Annotated in this window: 18 protein-coding genes and 1 pseudogene; 13 read left to right on the top strand and 6 right to left on the bottom strand. The window is 68.9% G+C overall.

Translation table 11 applies throughout. The annotated features are described in order from the left end of the window. The first annotated feature begins 213 nt into the window (after positions 1-213). The 6 genes from ACP696_RS11475 (at position 214) to ACP696_RS11450 (ending at position 4,034) form a co-directional block, all read left to right on the top strand. Positions 214-981: an SDR family oxidoreductase gene (locus ACP696_RS11475; protein WP_426009726.1), complete on the top strand. Its 768-nt coding sequence runs from the start codon at positions 214-216 to the stop codon at positions 979-981. 25 nt (positions 982-1,006) lie between these two features. Next, entirely contained in the window at positions 1,007-1,405 is a 399-nt protein-coding gene (folB, locus tag ACP696_RS11470; RefSeq protein WP_426011259.1) for a dihydroneopterin aldolase, read from the top strand. After that, the gene (locus tag ACP696_RS11465; protein ID WP_426009728.1) at positions 1,402-1,965 is read left to right on the top strand and encodes a hypothetical protein; all 564 of its coding nucleotides are present in this window, start codon (positions 1,402-1,404) and stop codon (positions 1,963-1,965) included. The genes folB and ACP696_RS11465 overlap by 4 nt, the downstream gene beginning before the upstream one ends. Positions 1,966-2,059: 94 nt before the next feature. Then, a complete protein-coding gene (locus ACP696_RS11460; protein WP_426009731.1) occupies positions 2,060-2,425 on the top strand; it encodes a DUF4870 family protein in 366 nt (121 codons plus the stop codon). 2 nt (positions 2,426-2,427) lie between these two features. Continuing rightward, complete coding sequence (locus tag ACP696_RS11455) at positions 2,428-2,829, top strand: DUF4870 family protein (RefSeq protein WP_426009733.1); 402 nt, start codon at positions 2,428-2,430, stop codon at positions 2,827-2,829. A 137-nt stretch (positions 2,830-2,966) separates the two neighbouring features. Further along, entirely contained in the window at positions 2,967-4,034 is a 1,068-nt protein-coding gene (locus tag ACP696_RS11450; protein ID WP_426009736.1) for a tetratricopeptide repeat protein, read from the top strand. A gap of 35 nt (positions 4,035-4,069) precedes the next feature. Here the strand turns inward: ACP696_RS11450 and ACP696_RS11445 are convergent, their stop codons facing one another. Beyond that, the gene (locus ACP696_RS11445; protein ID WP_426009738.1) at positions 4,070-4,957 is read right to left on the bottom strand and encodes a branched-chain amino acid aminotransferase; all 888 of its coding nucleotides are present in this window, start codon (positions 4,955-4,957) and stop codon (positions 4,070-4,072) included. An 80-nt stretch (positions 4,958-5,037) separates the two neighbouring features. On the opposite strand from ACP696_RS11445, the gene ACP696_RS11440 reads away from it, so the two are divergent. The 3 genes from ACP696_RS11440 (at position 5,038) to ACP696_RS11430 (ending at position 7,770) form a co-directional block, all read left to right on the top strand. Then, positions 5,038-5,568: a MarR family winged helix-turn-helix transcriptional regulator gene (locus ACP696_RS11440; protein ID WP_426009740.1), complete on the top strand. Its 531-nt coding sequence runs from the start codon at positions 5,038-5,040 to the stop codon at positions 5,566-5,568. Continuing rightward, a complete protein-coding gene (locus ACP696_RS11435; RefSeq protein ID WP_426009742.1) occupies positions 5,565-6,266 on the top strand; it encodes a response regulator in 702 nt (233 codons plus the stop codon). Before ACP696_RS11440 ends, ACP696_RS11435 begins: the two co-directional genes overlap by 4 nt. Before the next feature lie 160 nt (positions 6,267-6,426). Then, entirely contained in the window at positions 6,427-7,770 is a 1,344-nt protein-coding gene (locus tag ACP696_RS11430; protein ID WP_426009744.1) for an ATP-binding protein, read from the top strand. 123 nt (positions 7,771-7,893) lie between these two features. Here ACP696_RS11430 and ACP696_RS11425 read toward each other — a convergent pair whose 3' ends face one another. The 4 genes and pseudogenes from ACP696_RS11425 to ACP696_RS11410 form a co-directional block, all read right to left on the bottom strand. Further along, the gene (locus ACP696_RS11425) at positions 7,894-9,435 is read right to left on the bottom strand and encodes an acetolactate synthase large subunit (RefSeq protein ID WP_426009745.1); all 1,542 of its coding nucleotides are present in this window, start codon (positions 9,433-9,435) and stop codon (positions 7,894-7,896) included. 134 nt (positions 9,436-9,569) lie between these two features. Beyond that, positions 9,570-11,366 carry a feruloyl-CoA synthase gene (locus ACP696_RS11420; protein ID WP_426009747.1) on the bottom strand — a complete coding sequence of 599 codons (1,797 nt, stop codon included), beginning with the start codon at positions 11,364-11,366 and terminating at the stop codon, positions 9,570-9,572. 73 nt (positions 11,367-11,439) lie between these two features. After that, positions 11,440-12,407 (bottom strand): annotated as a pseudogene (locus ACP696_RS11415) (amidohydrolase family protein); the annotation flags it as partial. A 167-nt stretch (positions 12,408-12,574) separates the two neighbouring features. Then, on the bottom strand, positions 12,575-13,747 hold the full coding sequence (locus ACP696_RS11410; RefSeq protein ID WP_426009749.1) for a glycosyltransferase family 9 protein: 1,173 nt from the start codon (positions 13,745-13,747) through the stop codon (positions 12,575-12,577). A gap of 109 nt (positions 13,748-13,856) precedes the next feature. On the opposite strand from ACP696_RS11410, the gene ACP696_RS11405 reads away from it, so the two are divergent. The 4 genes from ACP696_RS11405 to ACP696_RS11390 all read left to right on the top strand — a co-directional run bounded on the left by ACP696_RS11405 (position 13,857) and on the right by ACP696_RS11390 (position 16,765). Continuing rightward, positions 13,857-14,744 (top strand): YgfZ/GcvT domain-containing protein, encoded by an 888-nt coding sequence (locus tag ACP696_RS11405; RefSeq protein WP_426009750.1) that lies wholly within the window; start codon positions 13,857-13,859, stop codon positions 14,742-14,744. A gap of 134 nt (positions 14,745-14,878) precedes the next feature. Then, complete coding sequence (locus tag ACP696_RS11400) at positions 14,879-15,466, top strand: DNA-3-methyladenine glycosylase I (RefSeq protein WP_426009752.1); 588 nt, start codon at positions 14,879-14,881, stop codon at positions 15,464-15,466. A 34-nt stretch (positions 15,467-15,500) separates the two neighbouring features. After that, positions 15,501-16,010, top strand: coding sequence for a hypothetical protein (locus tag ACP696_RS11395; RefSeq protein WP_426009754.1), 510 nt, complete (start codon positions 15,501-15,503; stop codon positions 16,008-16,010). A gap of 107 nt (positions 16,011-16,117) precedes the next feature. Continuing rightward, complete coding sequence (locus ACP696_RS11390) at positions 16,118-16,765, top strand: ribonuclease HII (protein WP_426011260.1); 648 nt, start codon at positions 16,118-16,120, stop codon at positions 16,763-16,765. On the opposite strand, the gene ACP696_RS11385 is transcribed toward ACP696_RS11390, so the two are convergent. Next, positions 16,762-17,367: a dihydrofolate reductase family protein gene (locus ACP696_RS11385; protein ID WP_426009756.1), complete on the bottom strand. Its 606-nt coding sequence runs from the start codon at positions 17,365-17,367 to the stop codon at positions 16,762-16,764. The genes ACP696_RS11390 and ACP696_RS11385 overlap by 4 nt on opposite strands. Positions 17,368-17,525: the final 158 nt, after the last annotated feature.

The raw sequence follows: 17,525 nt of genomic DNA, 5'->3' as shown, positions 1-17,525 counted from the left end.
TTCGCCGGGTAGACGGAGATTTGGAGCTCCGAAGGGAAACATCGACTTGAAGCCCGCCCCATGCTTGCGGCCGGCCACGCGCACCGCTAAAGCCGCATCATCTTCAGTCTGAACAACGGACCCGCACCATGCTCGCCATCGGCGTCATCGTCATCTTCCTGGCCGTCCTCCTCGGCCTCAACATGTATGAATTCGGTCGTTTCGACTAAACCGATGACCTCGCGCGGCGCGGCCCTGGTCACCGGCGCCGGCCGCCGGATCGGTCGCGCCCTGGCCCTGGAGGCCGCGCGGGCCGGCTTCGACGTCGCCGTCCACTACCGCACGGCCCGCGACGAAGCCCAGGCCGTCGCCGACGAGATCGCGGCCCTGGGCCAGCGCGCCGTCATTCTCGACGCCGAACTGGCCGACGAGGACCAGACCGCCGGCCTGATCGCCCGCGCCCAGGCCGCGCTCGGCCCCGTCACCCTGCTGATCAACAGCGCCTCGACCTTTGAGGACGACCGCCTGGTCAGCGCCACCCGCGCCAGCTGGGACGCCCATCTGGACGCCAACCTGCGCGCCCCCGTCGTGCTGGCCCAGGCCTTCGCGGCCGCCTTGCCCGCCGACGCCGCCAATGGGTTGGAGGGCCAGATCGTCAACATCGTCGATCAACGCGTGCTGCGTCCCAATCCGCAGTTTTTCAGCTATTCCCTCTCGAAGGCCGGACTGTGGTGGGTGACCCAGACCCTGGCCCAGGACCTGGCGCCGCGCATCCGGGTCAACGCCATAGGCCCCGGTCCCGTGCTGCGGTCGGTGCATCAGGCCCCCGGCGAGTTCGAGGCCGAGGCGGCCGGAACCCTGTTGCAACGCCACGCCAACCCAGGCGAGATCGCCGCCGCCCTGCGCTACCTCATTGACGCAAGGGCGGTCACGGGCCAGATGATCGCGGTCGACGCGGGTCAGCATCTGGGCTGGCGCACGCCGGACATCATCGGTTCCTGAGAGTCTCGCCGTGGCCGCCCAACCCCTGCCCACCGCCCCGAACGACGCGACCCAGCCCAGCCCGGCGCGGATCATCGTCACCAAGGTGTTCGTGCGCGGGCTGAAGGTCGAGGCCTGGATCGGCGTCTATGACCATGAGCACGACCGCCAACAGCCCCTGGTCATCGATGTCGAGCTCGACGTCGCCGCCAGCCACTGCGAGCAGCTGGGCGACACCGTCAATTACGAGACCATCCTGCAGGCCGCCCTGTCCATCGCCGCCGAGGGCCATATCGATCTGGTCGAGACCTTCGCCGAGCGCCTGGCCCAGGCCTGTTTCGCCGACAGCCGCGTGACCCGCGCCCGCGTGCGGGTCGAAAAGCCCCTGGCCCTGGCCCCCCACGCCGCCGCGGCCGGGGTGGAAATCACCGCCGTCCGGGGGTGAGCCCGCTTTCGCACAGCGTCCGCCTCGCCCCCTTCCAGCCGGAAACGGTCTGGACACTGGAAGGCGCGGAGCTGGTCGAGCGTCGCGGCCCGCGCGAGCAGCGCTTTCCCCTATCGACCCTGACCATCTTTCGCCTGGCCCGGCCGCGCGAGGGCGGCCGCCGGCGGGTGCTGACCTTGGTGTTTGGCCGTCGCAAGACTGTGCTGGCGGCTCACAGCTATGTCGGCCCCGGCCGGTTCGAGGATCGGTTGGCCAGCTTCGCGCTGCTGGTCCGCGCCGTCGCCGGGGTGGCCGCCGATCTGGCGCCGCGCGCCCGCTTTGAAATGGCCAGCGTGCTGGCCCCGCGCGAGGGGCTGACCTGGGTGATGGGCCTGCTGGCGGTCGGCACGGTCGCCATGCTGCTGATGGCCTTCAGCCCCGGCATGACCGGCCTGGCGCTGGAGATCGCCGCCCGCATGGCCTTCGTGCTGATCCTGTTGGCGGCGGCGCTACCCTGGCTGGGCCGCGGCGAGGGGCTCGATCCGCAGGCGCTGCCGGAAGACCTGCTGCCGAGCGTCTGACGGAATCCCTCTCCACTTGCGGGAGAAGGAAGCTAGACGCCGCCTTACACGACCTTCATTTGCCTTCCGCCGCGTCTTCGACGAGCATCGTCCCATGAGCCCGATCAAAGACCCCGCCGTGCCGCCCGCCCTGCAGGACGACAAGACCTTGCCGGTGATCATCTATATTCTGCTGGCGCTGGGACCGTTCAACGGCTTCACGGCGGTGATTGGCGCGATCCTGGCCTATGTCAGCAAGGCCGCCGCGCCCGAATGGATGCAGAGCCATTACGTCTTCCAGATCCGCACCTTTTGGCTGTGGCTGCTGTTCTCGTGCATCGGCGGCGTGCTGGTGATCGCCGGGATCGGCCTGGTCATCCTGGCGGCCGTCGGCATCTGGGCCGCCGTGCGGTGCATCCTTGGTCTGTCCTGGCTGTTGAAGGGCCAGGCCTATCCCACGCCTCGCAACTGGATGATCTGACCATGACCGACATCGCCCCCGCTCCCGACCGCGTCGAGGAGGACAAGGTCCTGCCGATCGTCGTCTACGCCTTGTATCTGCTGGGTTTCACCAACGGCCTGACCTTCCTGGTCGGGCTGATCGTCGCCTATCTCAATCGCGACACAGCCGGGCCGATCAACGCCAGCCACTACATCTTCGCCATCCGCACCTTCTGGCTGTCGATCTGGTGGTTCCTGATCGGCCTGGCCTTGATCTTCGTGGGGTTGGCGCTGCTGGTGCTGCTGATCGGCATCCCGATCATGATCGTCGGCGGCACGATCATGGGGGCCATCAGCGTCTGGTTCGTGGTCAGGACCATCATGGGCCTGGTCTATCTCCTGAAGGGCGAAGCCTATCCCCGCCCCCGCACCTGGCTGATTTGAAGGCGCCTCGCCCGCATGGCGCCCGATAAGGCAGCGCTTGCGCCGGGGGCTTCCCCTGGCGGTTGTGACCGCTCGACGGCGCCCCTCGGCTGCTGTGACGTGCCGCTCCTTACGAACGCGGTCATTGAGGGGGCGACATGATGGCTCGGCTCGTAGGGATCATCCTCGGGGTGATCCTGGCGACATCGGGGTATGTTATCGGCGGTTGGGGCGTCCTGGGGGACTGGGCGCAACACCTCGATCTCGGGCCGTTCGAGCCACACCGGCCGTTCGTGGGCTGGGCGGCGGCGATCACGGGGGCTTTGCTGCTCGTCGCCGCCCTGACCCCGCGACCGAAACCGAAATCGCGGCCCAGGGTCGCGCCGGTCGATCTGGGCGGCCGAGAGCCTGTTCTCGCGCCGATCTTGGCCGTCGAGCCGATTGCCGCCGTCGATGCCCCGGCCGAGGTCACCCCGGAGCCGGTTGAACGGGTCGAACCGCCGTCCATCATCGCGATCGATCCGCCCGGCCAGCCCAAGCTGACCCTGTCAAAATCCGAGACTGCCCCCGCGCCCACGGTCACGGCCGTGGTCATGACGGCCGCCGACGCACCGACCAAGGTCGCCCCCGTCGAGACCTTCGCCGAACTGCGCGCCAAGCTGATCGCCCTGAGCCGCACCGAGACCTGGCCGGAGGCGGCAAGGGTGCTCAGCCGCATGCTCCGGGTGGCGAGCAACGACCGTGAAAAGGCCCAGGCCAACTGCGATCTCGGCGACTTCGCTCGCGGTCAGGGCCGCCTGGACGAGGCCGCCGAGGCCTATGAGGAAGCCGTCAGCTTCGCCCGCTCAGCCCGCGCCGCTCGGCCAGACGACTTCACCGCCGACGACCTGCTGGCCGGCGCCCTGTCGGGGGTCGGCGACGTGGCCGAGATGGAAGGCCGCCTCAACGAGGCCCTGTCGGCCTTCGAGGAAGCCCTGGCCCTGCGCCGCTCGCACGGCGGCCGCGAGGCGGCCGATCCGGGCGCGCGGCGGGCCTTGTCGGTGTCGCTGGAACGCCTGGCCGACCTGCGCGAGGACCGCGGTCACCGGATGCGGGCCTTGGATCTCTACCGCGAAAGCTACGATGTCGCCGCGCGGCTGGCGGCGGCCGATCCGGCGCGGTTTGGGGCTGACCTGGCGTCGACGCGGGCGCGGTTGGCGGAGCTGGAAGCGAAGGTGGCGGGTTAAGATAGTCCTCCCACTGTGGTGGAGGAATTACAGGCCTAGGCGTCCACCAGCTCGCGCCGCACCAGCCGGGCGTACTCGTCCATCAGCGACAGCGAGATCGCGGCCGGCTTGAAAGTGAACTCGCCGATCTGCGACACGGGCGTCACCTCAGCGGCGGTGCCGACGATGAAGCACTCGGTGAAGCTGGCCAGTTCCTGCTTCTCGATATGGCGCTCGACCACCTCAATCCCGCGCTGCTTGGCGATGTCGATCACCGTGCGGCGGGTGATGCCGTCGAGGAAACAGTCGGGCGTGGGGGTGTGGATCACGCCATCCTTGATGAAGAACACGTTGGCGCCCGTCGCTTCGGCCACATAGCCGCGGTAGTCGAGCATCATCGCGTCGGCATAGCCTTCCTTCTCGGCGGCGTGCTTGGAGACGGTGCAGATCATGTAGAGGCCGGCGGCCTTGGCGGCGGTCGGCGCGGTGTTGGGCGCGGGACGGTCGTACTTGGCCCAGGTCAGGCGGATGCCCTTGGCCTTGGTCGCCGGGTCGAAATAGCTGGGCCATTCCCAAACGGCGATGGCCACGTGGATCTTGGTCTGCTGGGCCGAAACACCGATCATCTCGCTGCCGCGCCAGGCGATCGGGCGGACATAGCAGTCGGTCAGGCCGTTCTTGGCGGCGGTCGCCTTGCACGCTTCATCGATCTGCTCCACCGTGTAGGGGATCTTGAAATCGAGGATTTCGGCCGATTTGAACAGGCGCTCGGTATGCTCGGTCAGCTTGAAGATCTCGCCGCCATACATCCGCTCGCCCTCGAACACCGAGGAGGCGTAGTGGAGGCCATGGGTCAATACGTGCACCTTCGCCTCGCGCCAGGCAACGAACTGGCCATCCAGCCAGATCCAACCATCGCGATCGTCGAAGGGAACGAGAGACATCGGTCCAAGACCTCCTTATTTGGAATCCGGTTCTTAGACGCCCCGGGGGGCGGCAGGTCAAATAAAATGGACGCAAGCTAGTGGTCACGCCCCTCTCCTCGGGCCTCTCCTCGGGCCTCTCGGCGGGGTCCACCGACCCGCGCCTGATCCTGGGCGAAGAGCAGCTGGACAGCGGGCTGGAACTGCTGCTGCTGGCCGAGGCGGCCCTGTGGGCGGCAGTCGACGCGGCGTTGGAAGCCGAGGGTCCCGGCCTGGGCCGTTCGCACTGGCGCGCCGCCTTCCTGCTGCGCCGGCGGCCTGGCATCGGGGTACAGGACCTGTCGAAACTGACCAGCCTGTCCAAGCAGGCGGCCAGCAAGACCCTGACCGACCTGCAGCGCCTGGGCCTGGTCCAGAAGGCGGCCGGGGACCTGGACGCCCGGCGCAGGCCTACCCTGCTGACCCCCGAGGGCGCGGCCTTCGAAACACGGGTGTCGGAGCGGTTACGCGGCTTGCTGGGGCGGGCCTACCGCACCGGCGGCCTGGACGGGGTGGCCGGAACCCGCCGCATCCTGGCGGCCTTGGCTGGTCCGCGCCAAGGTGTCGGGTTGAACCGGAGGGACGTCCTTTGAGCCCCGAAGAGCGCGCCGAGCGCCACCTGCTGGTGGTCGATGACGACGACCGCATCCGCGTCCTGCTGAAGGAATTCCTGACCCGCGCCGGCTTCCGGGTCAGCGCCGCCGCCGACGCCGCCCATGCCGACCGGCTGACCGGATCGATGGACTTCGACCTGCTGGTGCTGGACGTGATGATGCCCGGCGAGGACGGCTTTTCCTTCACCAAGCGCCTGCGGGCCAAGGGCGGTGAGGTCGGCAAGACGCCGATCCTGATGCTGACCGCCCGCGACCAGACCGGCGACCGCATCGAGGGCCTTACCCACGGCGCCGACGACTACCTGGCCAAGCCCTTCGAGCCGCGTGAGCTGCTGCTGCGCATCGAGGCCATACTGCGCCGCTCCACCCCCAAGCCGTCGGGCCCGCGCGAGCTTTCCCTGGGCCGCTGCGCCTTCGAGCCCGAGCGCGGCGAGCTGACGCGCGACGGCGAGCCGATCCGCCTGACCGAGGCCGAGGTCACCCTGCTGCGCCGCCTGGCCCGGGTGGCGCACGAGCCCGTCGATCGCCTAGAACTGGCCGCCGACACCGTCGACGCCACCGGCCGCGCGGTGGACGTCCAGGTCACCCGCCTGCGCCGCAAGATCGAACCGGATCCAAAGAACCCGCGGTACCTGCAGACGGTGCGGGGCATTGGGTATCGGTTGACGCCGGATTGATGATGGCGACCGCAATTCAGAAATCCTACCCCTGTGGGGGAGGTGTCGCCGAAGGCGACGGAGGGGGGAGTGATCGGAGGATCACCTCATCCAGGATCGACGACCCCAACCCTCCCCCCACCGGCGCTTCGCGCCACCTCCCCCACAGGGGGAGGATTTAATGACCCGTCTGCGCACCAAGCTCTTCATCCCGCGCCAGATCAAACGCTGGCTGCCGACCTCGCTGTTCGGGCGGTCGTTGCTGATCATCGTTCTGCCCGTGGCGGTGATGCAGATCGCCGTCACCTGGGCGTTCTTCGACGCTCACTGGGAGACCGTGACCAGCCGCCTGTCCGAGGGCCTGGCCGGCGACGTAGCGTGGGCGGTGGAGACCTACAAGGACGACCCCTCGCCCGCCGCCCTCGACAGGATGGCCGCGCGGGCCGAGGACTCGATGTCGCTGTCGATCGCCCTGCAAAAGGGCCGCAAGCTGCCGACCAGCCAGCGCCCGTCGATCTTCGCCTCGCTGGACCGCTCGCTGCGCACCGCCCTCGACGACCGGCTGGACGACCCGTTCTGGTTCGACACCACGCGCTATCCTGGCCATGTCGACATCCGGGTGCAGGTGCATGAGGGGGTGCTGCGGATCATCGCTCCGCGCGATCGCGCCTTCGCCACCCAGGGCCATATCTTCATCCTGTGGATGGTGGTGGCGACCCTGTTGCTGACTGCGGTGGCGATCCTGTTCATCCGCAACCAGGTGCGCGCCATCGAGCGCCTGGCCCACGCCGCCGACGCCTTCGGGCGCGGCATCGACCAGGAGGCCTTCAAGCCGCATGGGGCGCGCGAGGTGAGGATGGCGGCCCAGGCCTTCCTGGCCATGAAGGCCCGCATCCAACGCCATATCGAGCAGCGCACGGCCCTGCTGGCCTCGGTCAGCCACGACCTGCGCACGCCCCTGACCCGGCTGAAGCTGGAACTGGCCTTGGCCGAGCCCAGCGGCCAGATCCAGGCCATGCAGGGCGATCTGTCCGAGATGGAGCACATGATCGACGAGTACCTGTCGTTCGCCCGCGGCGAGGGCGGCGAGGCGACGCGGGAGGTGCTGCTCAAGCCGCTGATCGAGGGCGTCTGCGACGGCGCGGCCCGGGCCGGAACCCGTATCGAGACCCAGATGGGCGACGACCTGTCGGCCATCCTTCGGCCCAACGCCTTCAAGCGCGCCCTGGCCAACCTGATCGACAACGCCGCCGCCCATGGCGACACCGTGCGGGTGTCATCCACCGCCCGGCCCAGCGGCGGAGTGTGGGTCTTCGTCGATGACGACGGCCCTGGTATTCCCGACGATCTGCACGAGGAGGCTTTCCGACCGTTCAACCGCCTCGACGAGTCGCGCAACCAGAACGAAAAGGGCGTCGGCCTGGGCCTGGCCATCGCCCGCGACATGGCGCGGGGACTGGGCGGGGATCTGACGCTCGAGCGCTCCCCGATGGGGGGACTGCGGGCGGTGTTGCGGTTGCCTTAGGGCGGCGCCAAGACGCCCCCTCCGTCGCGATGCGGGTGAGGAGGAGGCGGGTTCTTTCTCCTCACCCGTGAAACGGGCGAGGTGGCGGCGAAGCCGACGGAGGGGGCGTCCTGCGGCGCTTGCCTACCGCATCGCCGCCTCGATGAATCGCGGCCCCGGCTCGCGCATGGCCCTGGCCATGGCCTCGTCAAAAGCCTCGGCCGTCTCCACCCGCTCAGCCGGCAGGCCCAGACCGCTGGCCAAGGCCACCCAGTCGATGCGCGGGTCGGAAAGGTCCAACAATCGTGACGCGGCCGGACCAGGCTCCCCGCCGCCCGTGCGGCCCATCTCGATGCCGAGGATGCGATAGGCGTGATTGGCGAACACCACCACGGTCACATCCAGCTTCTCGCGGGCGATCGTCCACAAGCCCTGCACCGTGTACATCCCCGCCCCGTCGCCGCTCAACGCCAGGACCTTGCGGTCGGGACAGGCCACGGCCGCGCCGATCGCCAGCGGAACGCCCTGGCCGATCGCGCCGCCGGTCAGGGACAGCCAGTCGTGAGCGCGCGCGTTCCGGGTCTGGGTGAAGATCGGCAGGCCAGCGGTCACCGCGTCGTCGGAGATGATCGCGCCGGTCGGCATGTGGCGGGCGATCGAGGCGCCCATGGCCCAGGCGTCGAACTTTCCGGCCGTTGGGGTCGGCGGCGCGTAGGGCTCGACCGCCCCCCTGGCCGGGGCGTTCAAGGCGTCGGCCAGGGCCTCGAGCGCGGCCGCCGCGTCGGTTCCCCGGTCGCTTAGGGTCAGGGTGGCGCAGCCCTGCGGAACCAGCACGCTGGGCCGGTCGGGATAGGCGAAAAAGGCTACCGGCTCGAGGGTCCCGACCAGGATCATCAGATCGACGCCGTCGAGGTCCTTCAGCGCCGCCTCGCCGAAATAGGGCAGCTTGTCGGGGCGGAAGCGTCCTTCGCCGCGCGCCTGGCGGGCGGTGAAGGTGTCGGTCAGCACGCGCACGCCGGTGGCGGCGATCCGTCCGGCGGCGGCCACGCCCCCCTCGCCGCAGGCCACGCTCCCCAGTAGCAGCACGGGCTTGGCGGCGGCCTTCAGCGCCTCGGCGACCCGTTCTACCTGCGCCAGGTCTGGCGTCTTGGGCCTCGGATGTTTCGTCACCGGGCCGGCCACCTTGGTCTCGTTCCAGGCGCTGTCGGCGGGCAGGATCAGGCAGGCGTTCCCGCCTGGGGCGCCGAAGCTGGCGGCCACCGCCTCGGCGGCCAGCGGCCCCACGGCGTCGGCGCTGTCGGCCGACTTGACCCACAGCGAGTTGGGCGCGGCCAGGGCGGCGATGTCGGAATTGAGCGGCGCGTCGTACTGGCGATGGCCGGTCGCGTGGTCGCCGATGATATTGACGATTGGGGTGAACGCCCGTCGCGCATTATGCAGATTGGCCGCGCCATTGGCATAGCCCGGTCCCAGGTGCAGCAGGGTGCAGGCCGGCGTCCCGGTCATCCGCCCATAGCCGTCGGCCGCCCCGGTCGCCACCCCCTCGAACAGGCACAGGATAGAGCGCATGCGGGGCTCGCGGTCCAGGGCCGCGACGAACTGCATCTCGCTGGTGCCGGGATTGGCGAAACAGGCGGTGACGCCGTTGTCGGCCAGGGTGGTGATCAGGGCGTCCGCGCCGTTCATGCCTTGGTTCTCACTTCATGAGTTCTGTGATCCCGGACAAGCGCCCAGCGCGCAGCTCCGAGACCGACGCGTGAGCGCCGCGCTTCCGGCGGTCCGGATCGGCGGCCCTTTCGGGCCTTGTCCGGGATGACAATTCAAGAGAATACGAAAACCCCGTCGTCCGGTTCGCTCGCGAACAGCCGGGCCAGCTCCGCCGGCCGTCGGTCGCGCGCCAGGGCCTGGTTGATATAGCCCTTGTCGGTCAGCTCTCCCGAGCCCGCGTCCGGCCCGCCGTCGAGGATCAGGGCGCGGGCGACCCTGCCGCCGCCCTTGGCCGTGGCGTTGAGGCCCTCCAGGCCGATGCGGACCGCGTCGCGCATCGCCGCCGCATCGCCCAGCCGCTCGCAGGCCCTGGGATCCAGGAACAGCATCAGTCCGACGCCGTCCTGTCCCTCGCCGCAGACCACCGCGTCAGAGACCACCCCGCCGATCGCTGACACCGCCGCCACTCGCAGCGCTCCGGCCGCCACGAAGGTCCCACTAGCCAGCTTGAAGTTCTCGACCAGCCGGCCATCGAACACCAGGCCGGCCGAAGGGTCATAGGGATCAGCCAGCCGCGCGGCGTCACCCAGCCGGTAGAAGCCCTCTTCGTCAAAGGCGTCGCGCGAGGCCTCCGGCTGGTCCAGATAGCCGGGCGAGACCTGCGGGCCCTTGACCCGGATCTCGAACTTGTCGGCCGGCCCGCCGGGAGCTGGGACCAGCTTCACCGCCGTGCCCGGCGTGGGCAGGCCGACCATGCCGGAGCGGGCGTTGAGCCAATGGATGTTGCAGGCCGTCGGGCCCGTCTCGGTGGCGCCATAGCCGGCCGCGAAGGTCACCCGCTCGCCGATGGTGCGCACCGCCACGGCCTGGACGCGGTCCAGAATGCTCTGGGCCATCGACGCGCCGCCATATTGCAGCACCCGGACCTTCTCGAAGAACCTGGCCGCCAAGGCCGCATCGCGCTCCAGTTCGCCGACCAGCAGGCCCCAGCCGGCCGGCACCATGTTGTGATAGGTGGTGGCGACCTCGCGCAGGTTGCGGACGGTCTCGTCGAACCTGCCCGCCACCGGCTGGCCCGCGTCGATATAGAGAGTCCCACCCCGGTGCAGCACCATGTGCAGGATGGCGTTGGCGCCCAGGCTGTGGCTCCAGGGCGCGGAATTGACCAGCACCGGCGGCTCGGGATCGTCGTAGCAGGCGGCGATCTGGGCGGCGTTCAGGGCGATGTTGGCGTGGGTGCAGATCACCGCCTTGGGCTGGCCGGTCGAGCCGGAGGTCAGCAGTAGCTTGGCGGCGCCGTCGGGGCGGCAAGCCGGCGCGGCGGGTTGGGCGTTCAAGAGGCTCTCGAACCCGACATCGCCAGGCCGGGCGTTGCGGCTGGCGATCACCGGCAGGTCCGCCAGGAACGGCGCCGCCAGGGCGTTGGAGAAGGCCTCGGCGTCGTCGGCATAGACCATGGCCGGCCTCAGGCGTTCAACGGCGAAGGCCAGACGGGTCAGGTCCGCGCCCTTCAGGCCGTATTGCGGAGAGACCGGCGCGATCGCCGCGCCCAGGCTCATGGCTGCGTAGCCGATCAGGGCGTGGTCGACGCCATTACGGGCCAGGATCAGCAGGCAGTCGCCGCGCTTAAGGCCCAGGGTCGAAAGTCCGCCGGCCAGGGCGGCGACTTGCCGCGCCGCCTCGCCATAGGTCACGGTCCGCCAGCCTTCGCCGTCTCGCTCGGCCAGCCAGACGCGATGCGGCGCCTGCCCCGCCCAGCGGGCGAGCGGCGCGATCACGGTCTGGATTGTCGAGGAATAGGGCGTCGGATTGCGCAGGATCAGCACGTCGCCGCGCTGCTCCACCTCCAGCGCCCGAGGCGCATAGCGGGCGTCGCGGAACCGCGCCTGGGTTTCTGATGTCCCATCCATGGAGGGAGGTTAGCGCAAGTCTAGGCCGGCGCAACCGTTCCTCCGCCACAGGGGGCCCACAGGGGGAGGACCTTTACCCCGCCAGGGTCTCCAGGAACCGAACCGGCGCCCCAGTCCCCTCGGCGACGATCTCGTCGTCCCGCATCACTACCGTGCCGCGCGCGATGGTCGCCACCGGCCAGGCCTTGGCTTCGAAACCGTCGAACGGCGTCCAGCCCGAGCGGGTGGCCATCCAGTCGTAGGTGATCGTGCGCCGGGCCTTCATGTCGACGATGGTGAAGTCAGCATCGAAGCCCTCGGCGATGCGGCCCTTGTCGGCCAGGCCGAAGATGCGGTTGACGCCATGGCTGGTCAGATCGACGAAGCGCTCCAGGCTCAACCGGCCATTGACAACATGGGTCAGCACGATGGGAACGAGCGTCTGCACGCCCGGCATGCCGGAGGGCGAGGCCGGATAGGGCCGGGCCTTCTCCTCGCGGGTGTGGAGCGCGTGGTCGCTGCCCAGGACGTCGGCCATACCGGTCTCGATGCCGCGCCAAACGCCGGCCACGTGCTCGGCCGAGCGGATCGGCGGGTTCATCTGGGCGAAACCCTTCAGCCACCCATAGGCCTCGGGGGCGACCAGGGTCAGGTGCTGGGGCGTGACCGCGACGTTCTCGACGCCCTCGTCGTCCTGGACCAGCAGCGAGCCGGTCGAGGCGCCCATAAATACCTTGATCCCGCAGCAGCCGGGCAGGCGCTCCAACTCGCCTAGGAAGGTCGCGTTCTCGTGGTCGCCCCCACATAGAAGGCGTGATCGGTTTGCATGCGGCCCTTGGCGCGGGCCAGCTTGTCGGCCAGGGCGTCGTGGTCGGTGGTGGTCGGCTCGGTGTTGGGCATTTCGAACACCGCGACCACGCCGCCTAGGGCCGCGCCGCGCGAACCGCTCTCGAGGTCTTCCTTCCACTCCAGGTCCGGTTCGCGGAAGTCGACCTGGCTGTCGATGACGCCCGGCAGCAGCGTCAGGCCGGTCGCGTCGAAGATCTCTCCCGCCGAGGCCTGGCGATCAGGTCGAAGGTCTGGGTCATGGCGCGCGCTACTGCGGGGGTTTGGGGCGGTCTAGGTCCGGGGGCCCAGGCTCGCAAGACCAATATTCATTCCGCTGATTCCGACGAAAGCCGGGACCCAAGCGGCGTCGGCGGTTGCGGGCGCGGTGCCCACCGTGAAACTCAGCTTGGGTCCCGACTTTCGTCGGAATGAGCGGAGAGAGCGGAAGCCTCGTCGAGAACCGTGTCGAGTTCCGGCGCGACATCCTCGACCACCGGGTAAAGCTCTGGCGTCACCGCCGCGTCCTCTACGGCCAACTCCTCGGCGTCGCCTTCAACGCTCAAAGCCGCCTGGGCCTCGGCCAGCGCCCCGGCCTTCACCTGGGCCATCAGCGCCTTGGCGGCCCGCACCACCGTGGCCACCGGCAGGTCGCTCATGTGGCGGATGGCTTGGGACAGGTCTGGGTCGACCGCCAGGAACTGGTCCAGCGAGCGCGGTCCGCGCACCGCCCGGGTGTTGACGCCCCAGGGGGCGTAGCGGCGCTCGTCGGAGGGGCCGAACAGGCCGATGGTGGGGATGCCGGCGGCGGCGGCGATGTGCATCAGGCCGCTGTCATTGCCGATGAACAGGTCGGCGCGCTTGAGGGCGGCATAGGCGGTCAGCAAATCAACCTTGCCCGTCAGGTCCACATAGCGACCGCGCGCCGAGGCCATGCGCAGTTCCTCGACCATGCGGCTGTCGCCGGGGCCGCCCATGATCAGCAGCCGGCCGCCGGCCAGCGGCCCCTGCGGACCCAGAAGTTGCTGGGCGGTCTGGGCGAAGCGTTCGATCGGCCAGATCTTGCCCACCCAATTGGCGGCCGGGCCGACCGCCAGGAGCGGGCCCGTCGGGTCGCCGGCGCGCGGGCTGAGCATCTGATCGGCCAGGGCCTGGACCTCGGGGGTGATGTAGAGGTGCGGCGGCGGCGGATCGCCTTCCAGCTTCAGCACCCGGGCGGCGTCGATCACCTTGTGCACCGGCTCGCCGGGCGACTTCTTCCAGATCGCCCGCTTGTCGCGGCGCAGGAAGAGCGCCGTGCCGGACCCGCGCAGGTCGACGATCAGGCCCCACTTCTTGTGGCGCACCTGGTTCCACAGCTTGAACCAGTGGCCCTTGCCCTTGCTCTTTTCCATGACGATCACCCGGTCCAGACCGGGAACATGGGCGAACAGGGGGGCGGCGAGCGGTCCGGCGACGATAGTGAAGCGGGCGTTGGGAACCTGGTCGGCCAGCATCCGGATCAGGCCAGACGAAAGCACGGCGTCGCCGATCCGCGTGGCGGTGATGAAGAGAATCGGGAAGGCCCGCTGTGTCATCGGTGCATGTATAGGGCCACAGGCGAGTCGGCGCATCCCTCGATAACGGCTCAGCTTTCCGCGCCGACAGGGACTGGCGCGACCGCGTCCGGCGGGCCACATGTGGGCCATGAGCCAGACCGTCATCGCCCCCCTCCCCAGCCGCGCCGTGATCGCCGTTTCGGGCATCGACGCCAAAAGCTTCCTGAACGGCCTGCTGAGCCAGGAGATCGAGACCCTGGGCGTGGGCGAACTGCGCTTCACTGGCCTGCTGACGCCGCAGGGCCGCCTGCTGTACGACCTGTTCGTGGCCGGGACGGCGGACGGGGTGCTGCTGGACGTCGCCGCCGAGCATCGCGACGCCATCTTGACGCGGCTGACGATGTACAGGCTGCGGGCCAAGGTGGATCTGGCGGCGAGCGAGCTTTCGGTCTTTGCACAGTTCTCCGCTCAGCCCGGTGAACGCCGGGGTCCAGATCATGAGGTGCAAGAGACCCAGGATGAATCTGGGTCCCGGCATTCGCCGGGAGGAGCGGCAGGGGGCTGGTTCCAGGACCCGCGCCTGCCGTCGCTTGGCGCCAGGTCTTATGCGAACAACCTTCCACACACCGCCGCCGAGGACGATTACGACGCCCACCGCCTGGCCCTCGGCGTCCCTGGCCCGGCCGACTGGGCGACCGACAAGACCTACCCGATCGAGGCCGATTTCGACCTGCTGAACGGCATCGACTTCAAGAAGGGCTGTTTCGTCGGCCAGGAGACGACCAGCCGCATGAAGCGGCGGGGGGTGATCAAGACCCGGATGCTGCCGATAACCTTCGACGGCCCGCCGCCCGCCTTCGGGACTGAGGTTCTGTCCGGGACCCTGCGGGCCGGCGAGGTGCTGTCGGGCCGCGACGGCCGCGCCATGGCCCTGCTGCGCCTGGACCGCATCGAGGGCGCCGCGCTGACGGTTGAGGGACGAGCGGTGGCGGTGGATCGGCCAGATTGGGTTCCGGGATCGACGCCGGCCCTCTAAAAGACTTCAGCACGGAACGCGAAGCCCCGTTCTTCAACAGGTTCAGGATGAGGTCCAGTTTGGATCGCGCGGCTCGCGGGGCTGTTCCTGAAAAGTTCTGGAAATCGCCTGTGAGTTCGGCCAAGCTACGGCCCATGAGCGAGATCCAACGCTGCACTTGGCGCGGCATGAACGGCGACCCGTTCTACGAGGCCTATCACGACGAGGAATGGGGCGTGCCGGAGTACGATTCCCGCGCCCTGTGGGAGAAGCTGGTGCTGGACGGCTTCCAGGCTGGGCTGTCGTGGATCACCATCCTGCGCAAGCGCGAGGCCTTCCGCGCCGCCTTCGCCAACTTCGACCCCGATACGGTGGCCCGGTTCGGCGACTCCGACCGCGCTCGGCTGATGAGCGACGCCGGCATCATCCGCTCGAACGGCAAGATCGACGCGGCGATCTCCGGCGCCAAGATCTATTGCGACATGCGCGATCGCGGCGAGGACCTGGGGACCCTGCTCTGGGACATGGTCGGCGGCGCCCCGATCCAAGGCCAGTGGACCGCCGCCACCGGCCTTCCCACACAGACGCCCCTGGCGGTCGACATGGCCAAGATGCTCAAAGCCAAGGGCTACAAATATTGCGGCCCGGTGATCGTCTACGCCTTCCTGCAGGCCACGGGGCTGGTCAACGACCACTTCACGACCTGCTTTCGGCATGAGGCATGTCGCAAGCTGGCGCGTTAGCCATGGCGCGACCTTCCATGCGGTGGAGACTCCCTTGAGCGACTCAAAGACCCCAGCGGACCGCGCGCCCGCGCGCCCTTGGCCCACGCCCCGGACCCTGCGCGACCTGCACCTCTATCTGGCGGTGTTCTTCGCGCCGTCGATCCTGTTCTTCGCCCTGACCGGCGCGCTGCAGCTGTTTGGCCTGCACGAGGCGCACGGCGCCGACTACCGGCCGCCGTCGGTGATCGCGAAACTCTCCGAGGTCCACATCCATCAGCACTACGCGCTCAAGCCGGGCCGTCCCAACGCGGAGCCGGCGGCCAAGCCGCCCGAGGGGGCGGGCCCGGCGGCGGCGGCCAGCAGCGCCGCCCCGAAGGCGGAGGCGAAAGAGCCCTCGACCCTGGCCGTCCAGATCTTCTTCCTGGGCACGGCGCTGGGGCTGACGCTCGCGGCGCTGCTGGGACTGTGGATCGGCCTGACCCAGGGCCGACTGCGCAAGGTTTCTGCGGTGCTCGCGGTGCTGGGCACGGTCTTGCCAATCTTGCTGCTGGCCGTTCAATAGGGCTCAGACTCGTCGCTCCGGGATTCCCTCGCGCGGCGAAACCCCCTAAGACCGCCGTCGTGATCAAGCCGCCCAAGTCCGCCGCCAAGGCCCTGACAGGCCCCGACATGATGCTGGAGGCCGCCTGCGGCCCCGGCCTGGTGTGCGGTGTGGACGAGGCCGGGCGTGGTCCGTGGGCCGGTCCGGTCAGCGCGGCGGCGGTGATCCTCGATCCCAAGCGGGTGCCCAAGGGCCTCAACGATTCCAAGAAGCTGAGCGCCAAGCAACGCGCCACGCTGGAGATCGAGATCAAGCAGGTCGCCATCGCCTGGTGCGTGGGCCTGGCCAGCATCGAGGAGATCGCCGAGCTCAACATCCTGCACGCCGCCGGCCTGGCCATGTGCCGGGCCATCGAGGGCATGGCGGTCAAGCCCGACATCGCCCTGGTCGACGGCAATTACCGTTTCAAGCTGCCCTGCCCGATCAAGACCGTGGTCAAGGGCGACAGCCTGTCCTGCTCGATCGCCGCCGCCTCGATCCTGGCCAAACAAGCTCGAGACAAGATCATGATCGAGATGGACGCCTTGCACCCCGGCTACGGCTTCGCCGGCCACAAGGGCTATCACGCCGCCTGCCATGTCGAGGGCCTGCGCAGGCTGGGCCCCTCGCCGATCCACCGCATGGCCTGGGCGCCGGTCAAGTTGGCCCTGGCGCGAGAACTGGATTTCGGCGGTGTCCCGTTCAACGAGGCTTTCGACGACGGGCTGGAAACTTAGCCCAGAACTCCGCTGCTCTCCGCGAAAGCCGGGATGGGCGGACGTTGGGGTCGGGCGAAGGGCTTCCGGACCGGCTTGTAGTTCAACCCATAGTCCAGTCGCACCATGCCGCGGCCCAAGGCCTCGACGCGGTTCAGTGTCATGTTCTTCAGCCCAGGCGCCTTCGCCGGAAACAGCCGCAGACCCTCACCCAGCAACAGCGGCGCGACCAGCAGTTCCAACCGGTCCAAAGCCCGCGCCTCGATCATCGCCGCCAACAGCGTGGCGCCGCCCACCACCCAGGCGTCGCCGTCGTCGAGGACCCGTAGATAGGCGATCAAGGCTGGCAGCCCTGCGGTCCAGAACCGCACGCCATGATGGACGCTGGCCCCGCGCCCGGACGTCACCACAAGACCGCGCTTGTCGGGATAGGGCCAGCCGACGCCGAGGCTCGAAAGCTGGTCATGGGTGCGCCGACCCATCACCACCGTGCCGACCTGTCCCAGGAAATCACGATGACCGCCGTCCGCCGCCGCGTAGGGCGCCAGCCAGTCGACATCGCCCGCCGCGTCCGCCACGAAGCCGTCCAGGCTGGCGGCGACATATCCTCGAATGAGCGCCATCGCATCCTCGCTGTGCCCCGAAATCATTTCAGAACAATACAAGAACATCAAGCGCTCGCCCGTCGAACCGATGGATTTTGAGTCTAATTGGACTCGTTCACAGGTTTCGGTCGGGGTTAACAGGCGGGTAACCATGCCCGTTCACCGACGCGTAACCA

The organism is Caulobacter sp. DWR3-1-2, from assembly GCF_049896225.1.
Classification (GTDB): domain Bacteria; phylum Pseudomonadota; class Alphaproteobacteria; order Caulobacterales; family Caulobacteraceae; genus Caulobacter.
The sequence above is the reverse complement of the archived record's forward strand: the minus strand, read 5'-3'. Positions and strand labels throughout refer to the sequence as shown.